At 69.9% G+C, this 5,888-nt stretch carries 1 protein-coding gene; it reads right to left on the reverse strand.

Annotated features, from left to right (window positions below; translation table 11 throughout):
• A partial coding sequence (locus ABZ406_RS30735; protein ID WP_357769055.1) for an amino acid adenylation domain-containing protein occupies positions 1–5,867 on the reverse strand: 5,867 nt, incomplete at its 3' end.
• Between the last annotated feature and the right edge of the window lie 21 nt (positions 5,868–5,888).

The raw sequence follows: 5,888 nt of genomic DNA on the forward strand, positions 1-5,888 counted from the left end.
CCCAACAACCCCCGCTGCCACACCGCAAAATCCGCATACTGCACCGGCAACGGCAACCACCCCGGAACCCCACCCACCCGACGAGCCGCGTACGCCTGCGACAGATCCCGCGCCAACGGGGCCATCGACCAGCCGTCGGCCGCCACGTGGTGCACCACCAGCACGAACACCGACCCGTCGAACAACCACGCCCGGATCGGCACCTCGGCGGTGAGGTCGAACGGCCGCGCGATCGCCGCCGTGACGGCGGCGTCCTGGTCGTCGGTCTCGGCGATCGTCATCCGCCAGTTCAGCTCGTCGACGGGGATGATCTGTTGGAACGGCTCTCCGTCGATCATCGGCAACACGGTGCGCAACACCTCGTGCCGGCCCAGTACATCCCGCAACGCCAGGTCCAGCGCTCCCGGATCGACTCCGTCGAGGCGCAGCACGATCGGCACGTGATAGGCCGCCGTCGACTCCTCCAACCGGCTGATGAACCACAACCTACGTTGTGCGAACGACAGCGGCACCCGAGTTGGCCGTTCGACAGGCGTCAGAGCAGGACGGGCCTTGTGCGCCGACGACAGCCGCACCGCCAACGCCTTGGGGGTCGGCGCCTCGAACAGCGTCCGCAGTGGCACCTCGATGCCCAGCACCGTCCGGATCCGACCGGCGAGGCGCACCGCCATCAGCGAGTGCCCGCCCAGGGCGAAGAAGTCCTCATCCACGCCCACGGTGTCACGGCCCAACACCGCGGCGAACGCCGCACACAACAGTTCCTCGTGAAGCGTCATGACGCCGCGGCCGGATCCGGTATGAGGCTCCACCACCACCGGGACCGGCAGTGCGCGGCGATCCACCTTTCCGCTCGACGTCAGCGGCATCCCGTCCAACACCACGAGCGTCGGCACCATGTACTCGGGCAACCGCGCCGCCACGAAGCTCCGCACCGCCTCGATGTCGAGGTCGGCGCCGGCGGTGACGTACCCGACCAGCCGACGCTCGCCCGGGCTGTCCTCCCGGACCACCACGACCGCCTGGTGAACTGCCGGATGTGCCGTCAGCGCGGCCTGCACCTCACCCAGCTCGATCCGGAAGCCCCGAATCTTCACCTGGTCGTCCGCCCGCCCCGCGAACACCAGCTCGCCGTCGGCGGTCCACCGTACCAGGTCACCGGTGCGGTACATCCGTTCTCCCGCCCCGAATGGGCAGGCCACGAACCGCTCGGAGGTCAGCGCGGAGCGTCCCACGTACCCGCGTGCCAGCTGGGAGCCGGCGATGTACAACTCACCGACCACACCCACCGGCACCGGTGCCAACGCGTGGTCGAGGACGAAGACGCGGCTGTTGGCCAGCGGGCCGCCCAGCGGTAGCGGGCCCGGACGCTGCGGGTCGATCGGGTCGATCGCCATCACGATCGTCGTCTCGGTCGGCCCGTACATGTGGACCAGCTTGCGGCCCGGCGCCCACCGGGCCGCCAGGGCCGGGTCGACGACCTCGCCGCCGACGAACAGCACCCGTACACCGGCGAGGTCGTCCGGCTCGAGCACGCCGAGCAGCGAGGGCACGAGCGTCGCCGTCCGCGCTCCGGACGCCGTGACGAGCGCCCGTAGCAGTTCGGGCTCGGCACGCTCAGCCTCACTCGGCACGACAACGGTCCCACCCCGGCTGAGAGGCACGACGATGTCCATCACCGACATGTCGAAGGAGAACGACGCGTACTGCAGCATCGCCCTGCCAGGCGTGATCTCCAGGTGATCGGCGATCGCCGAGACGAAGTTGGTCAGCGCGTCGTGGTCGACCAACACCCCCTTAGGCCGGCCGGTCGAGCCGGAGGTGAAGATGACGTACGCGGCCTGGCCGCCGCGCCCCCACTCTGGAAGTGGCACGTCGTCGGCGTCGTCCGGCAGCGCGTCGATGAGGATCAGGTGCGGTCCGGCGGGCACCGCCGCGGCGGACGCAGAGGTGGCGACGATGGCCACCGGGCGGGCATCCTCCACCACGTACGCCATCCGCTCGGTCGGCGTCTCCGGGTCGATGGGCAGGTATGCGCCACCAGCCCGCCACACGGCCAACAGCGCGACGATCATGTCGAATCCGCGCGGCAGACGCAGCGCGACGACCGTCTCCGGTCCGACACCGCGTGCCACGAGCACCCGAGCCAGCCGGTCGGCACGTGCGCCGAGGTCGGCGTACGAGAGGGTCGTTCCGCCGAAGTGGACCGCGGCGGCGTCCGGCGTGGCGGCGATCTGGGCGGCGATCAGGGCCGGGACCGACGTGGGGTCGAGCCGCGCGCCGGTGGCGTTCCAACCGGTGAGCACGTCATACCGCTCGGCGTCGTCGAGCAGACTGACAGTGCTCAACCGGGTTCCCGGCTCGGCGGCGACCGTCTCCAGGACCCGTACGAACCGGTCGACGAGCCGTCGTACGGTGTTCGCCTCGAACAGGTCGGCGGACCCTCGAACGACGCCGCGCAGCCCGAGGGGGGTGCCGTCCGCGTTGACCGTCTCGCGCAGGCTGAACTCGAGGTCGAACCGGATCGCCCGGGTGCCGGCGGACATCCGGTACGCGTCGGCGCCGTCGATGTCCAGGCTCGCCTCGACCTGGTTCTGCACGTTCAGCGCCACCTGGAAGAGCGGGTGCCGCGACAGTGACCGGGCCGGCGCGAGTTCTTCCACGAGGCGGTCGAAGGGGACGTCCTGGTGCTCCAGGGCTGCCAGGGCGGTGTCCCGGGCCCGAGCGAGGAGTTCGGTGAAGGCCGGGTCGCCGGAGAGATCGGTCCGCAGTACGAGCGTGTTCACGAAGAAGCCGACCAGGTCGTCGAGTGCCTCGTCGGTGCGGCCGGCGACGACCGAGCCGATCGGAACGTCGGTGCCGGCGCCGAGACGGGACAGCAGGACCGCGAGTGCCGCCTGCACCACCATCGGCACTGTCACGCCCTCGGCGCGGGCGAGCGCGCGCAGCCGGGCATGCACCACGGCGGGTACGGCCAGGTCGATGCTGTGACCCTCGTAGCCGGCGGTGGCCGGGCGCGGCCGGTCGACCGGCAGGTTCAGTTCCTCGGGTACGTCGGCGAGCTGCTCCCGCCAGTAGGTGAGCTGCCGGCCGGCGACGCTGTCCGCGTCGTCCGGGTCGCCGAGCAGTTCCCGCTGCCACAACGCGTAGTCGGCGTACTGCACCGGCAGCGGCCGCCAGTCCGGTGGGTTGCCCGCACGGCGGGCCGCGTAGGCGGTGGAGACGTCCCGGGCCAGCGGCTCCCAGGACCAGCCGTCACCGGCGATGTGATGGACGACCACCACAAGCGTCTGCTGGTCGAACAGCCACGCCCGGATCGGGATCTCCTGGGCGAGGTCGAAGCGGTACCCGGTGGCGGCGGCGATCGCGTCCGACTCGCCAGTGGCGAGTTGCAGCGACCAGTCCAGGTCCGTCGGGTCGATCACCCGCTGGTACGGCTCGCCGTCCGCCGTCGCGAACACGGTACGCAGCACCTCGTGTCGAGTGATCACGTCACGCAGCGCCGCGTCCAGGGCCGCCGGGTCCACGTCGCCGGACAGCCGGAGAACAACGGGCATGGTGTAGGTGACCGAGGGGCCTTCGAGCTGGTTGATGAACCACAGGCGTCGCTGCGCGTACGACAGCGGCAGCCGCTCCGGTCGGATCCGCACGCCGAGCGCCAGCCGGGCCTGGTCGGCGTCGGACAGTCGGGTCGCGAGGCTGGCCGGTGTGGGAGCGTCGAACAGGGTACGCAGCCGCACGTCGGCGTGGAACACCATCCGGATCCGGCTGATCAGGCGGACCGCGAGCAGCGAGTGTCCGCCCAGGTCGAAGAAGTTGTCGTCGGCACCGACGTGGTCGAGGCCGAGCACGTCGGCGAACGCGATGCGAAGCAGTTCCGTACGTGGGTCGAGCGAGTCGCGGTCGACGCCGGCGGGTGCGGTTCGGTCCGGGGTGGGTAGGGCGGACCGGTCCAACTTGCCGTTGGAGGTCAGCGGTAGCGCGTCGAGGACAACGACGGCCGATGGCACCATGTGCTCGGGCAGCCGCTGTGCCGCCCATTCCCGCAGCCCGGTGCCGTCGCCTCCGACCACGTACGCCACCAGCCGGTCGTCCCGTAGGAGCACGGCCGCCTGGCGCACGTCGGGATGCGCGACCAGAACGCTGTGGATTTCGCCGGGCTCGACCCGGTACCCGCGGATCTTGACCTGGTCGTCGACCCGGCCGAGGAACACCAACCGACCATCCGCAAGATGCCGCACCCGGTCCCCGGTGCGATACATCCGCTCACCATCACCGAACGGGCACCCCACAAACCGCTGCCCGGTCAACCCCGGCTGGCCCACATAACCCCGCGCCAACGCGGCACCCGCGACATACAACTCACCCGCCACACCCACCGGCACCGGCCGCAACCGGTCATCGAGGACGAACACCCGCACGTTACGAATCGGCGTCCCGACCGACACCACCCCACCACCGTCAAGACGACCCGTGAGGACTCCAATGGTGGTTTCCGTCGGGCCGTAATGGTTGAACACCGGCCGCGCGCCGGCGGCCTGCACCACCTCCTGCACCCACTCGACCGGGGCGGCCTCACCACCGAGCACCACACCGTTGGCGGGAACCAATTGCTCCAGGCCACCACCAGCACCCAACGCCATCAGGTGCGACGGCACCACCTTCAGGTGCTCGATTCGATGCTCGACCAGATACGCGGCCACCGCCAGCGGATCCGTCACCGCACCCTCGGGCAGAACGTGCAACTGCCCACCGCGCGCCAACGACGCGAACAACACCGTGTTCCCCAGGTCCGTCACCTGCGCCTGCAACAACGCAAACCGGCCCCCCGAACTCGGGAAACCCAACCGGTCCGGCACCGACGCCACATAGTTCGCCACCGCCGAATGCGTCACCACCACACCCTTCGGCCGCCCCGACGACCCCGACGTATAGATCACATACGCCGGATGCCCCGGCAGCACACCCCGATCCCCCAACCCCTCCACCGACATGGCGTCAATCGCCGGGTCGTCGAGTGCCACCACCGGTACCTGTGACACGTCGCACCGGCCCAGGACGAGCGCTGCGCGGCAGTCGTCCAACAGGTACGCGATGCGGTCCGCCGGGTGAGCCGGATCGATCGGCAGGTACGCCGCACCGGCCTTCAGCACCGACAGCAGTCCCACGATCGGGTCGGCGCCTCGGTCGAGGCACAGCCCCACCACCGACTCCGGCCCCACCCCGCGATCCACGAGGAGACGGGCGAGTTGGTTGGCGCGGCGGTCGAGCTGCCCGTAGGTGAGGGCGCCGGTCTCGGAGACGATGGCGACCGCGTCCGGGGTCTGAGCTACGCACCGCTCGAACGATTCGAGGAGCAGATCGGTCGGTGCGTCGGTGCCGGCGTCGTTCCAGTCGACGAGAATTCGCCTTCGGGTGGCTTCGTCGAGGACCTCGACCGAGTCGAGTGGCAGTTGATCGTCCGACTCAAGGGCAGCTACCACATTGTCGATGGCGGTGTGCAGCAGCAGGGCCACCTCGGCGGCGTCAATTGGCGCAATGGCGTTGACGTTCAACGCCATGGTCTCGCCGGCGTCGTCGACGGAGACGTTCAGCGGATAGTTGGTGCGTTCGTGGGAGTGAACAATTCCGATGCCGTCGAAGTCTGCCTGCGGTTCGCTGGGGCGTTGGGTGTGGCGGTAGTTGAACAGCGATGTGAACAGCGGGGTGTTACCCGCCACCCCGCTCGCGCGTTGCGCCTGGGCCAACGAGGCGTGTTCGTGTTCGACCAAACCCGCCAACTGGTCGCGCATGCCGATCACCGCCGCCCGGACACCCACCCCGCGCATACCCACCCGCACCGGCAACGTGTTGATGAACGGACCCGGCACCCGATCCGCACCCACACCCGC

The sequence above is a fragment of the Micromonospora sp. NPDC005710 genome, from assembly GCF_040630995.1.
In the GTDB taxonomy this organism is placed as follows: domain Bacteria; phylum Actinomycetota; class Actinomycetes; order Mycobacteriales; family Micromonosporaceae; genus Micromonospora.